Origin of the sequence: Arthrobacter sp. MYb221 (assembly GCF_002979835.1) — a bacterium.
Lineage (GTDB): Bacteria > Actinomycetota > Actinomycetes > Actinomycetales > Micrococcaceae > Glutamicibacter.
In genome coordinates this window covers 1-1,340 of record NZ_PCPW01000040.1, presented here as the reverse complement: position 1 = coordinate 1,340, position 1,340 = coordinate 1, and the positions used below count along the sequence as shown (strand labels likewise).

The 1,340-nt window shown below is 54.9% G+C and carries 1 protein-coding gene; it reads right to left on the bottom strand.

The genetic code is table 11. The features are described from left to right. Positions 1-44 precede the first annotated feature (44 nt). The gene (locus tag CQ015_RS18590) at positions 45-1,241 is read right to left on the bottom strand and encodes an IS481 family transposase (RefSeq protein ID WP_105650855.1); all 1,197 of its coding nucleotides are present in this window, start codon (positions 1,239-1,241) and stop codon (positions 45-47) included. Between the last annotated feature and the right edge of the window lie 99 nt (positions 1,242-1,340).

Genomic DNA, 1,340 nt, shown 5'->3' with positions numbered 1-1,340 from the left:
TGTGAAGAGTCGAGACATCGTTTACAGATGAGTCGCGACATGCTTTACAAATTTTTATCGGATTCCCTCGGCCATCGGCCGGGGGATTTCTGTTTATCCGGCCAATAGTTCCTGCTTGAATCGATCACGTGCCGGCTGAGTACTTCTGAAGACTCGACGTCCATCACTGTGACTTCTTCGGTGTCGATGAGCATCACGATTTTCTTTCTTCGATGAATCTTGCGTACCCCTAAGTGGCGTAGCTTTCCGTCATGCCTCAGGGTTACTTTTCCGTCGTTGTCGATTCGGTCATGACGGATCCGAAACTCGCGATCCCGTGTCACGTTGATCAGGTTGGGACGGGCTTTGAGAGTGCGGTGGTACCACTGATGCGGTGTGTCTCGGTTCAGCGCCCGGTGGGGTCGCTGGGTGTTGTAAACGTGCTGGAATTCGTCCAGGATCGCCTGGAGCTCGGCGATCGTTTGCGCGCGGGAATGGGCATTGACCCAAAGGTGTTCTGTGTGGTGGAAGCGTTCGACTTTGCCTTGGGTCTGCGGGTGGTAGGGCTTCCCGTTCTTCTGCCTGATTCCCAAGGTGATGAGCAGTTTTTCGAACTTGTTCAACCCTTTGAGCAAGCGAGTGGTGTAGACCAGTCCGTTGTCGGTCAGGGTGCTTTGTGGTGGGCCGTAGTGATTGATGCACTTGGTGAAGCTGTCGATGACGATTTGCGTGGTGATTTCTTCGTGGACTGAGCAATGCAGCAGGTATCGGGAGTGGTCATCGAGCCAATGGAGGATTTCGACGGTGTACCCGTTGGCCAGTGTTGCTTCGGTGAAGTCGGACTGCCAGGTTTCGTTGGGCTGATCCGATTGAAATCGGTGGAGGCTGCTCTTGGGTCGTTTCTTCGGTTGTGGTTTGACCAATCCGTGGGCGTGCAGGATCCTGCGGATGGTGGATGTGGAGGGGACGTGGAGGTGTTCCTTTTCCAGATGGTACTGGATCGTCATTGGTCCGGCGTCCAGACCGCTTTCTATGAGGATCTGGCGCAGGCTGAGAATCCGCTCGGTGAGTTCGGCAGAGGTTGCCCGGGGGTTGGAATGCGGTTTTCGACTGTGCGGTTCTAAGGCAGCTTCGCCGCCTTCGTCGTAGGCCTTGAGCAGCTGGTAGATGCGTTGGCGGGAGATTTTGTATTGGCGGGAGGCTTCAGTGACGCTGAGTCCGGCGTCGCGGATTTGGTGGACGAGGACATGGTTTCTGGACATGTCTCAGTGTCAAGGATGTCGCGACTCAGGCGCCAAGGTTTGAGTGTCAACGATGTCGCGACTCATGTGTCAAGTATGTCGTGAATCTAGACACCCTTA

What these genes read in the sequence shown, in the direction of transcription:
- CQ015_RS18590 (WP_105650855.1), bottom strand. Translation starts at nt 1,241, where the DNA reads ATGTCCAGAAACCATGTCCTCGTCCACCAAATCCGCGACGCCGGACTC.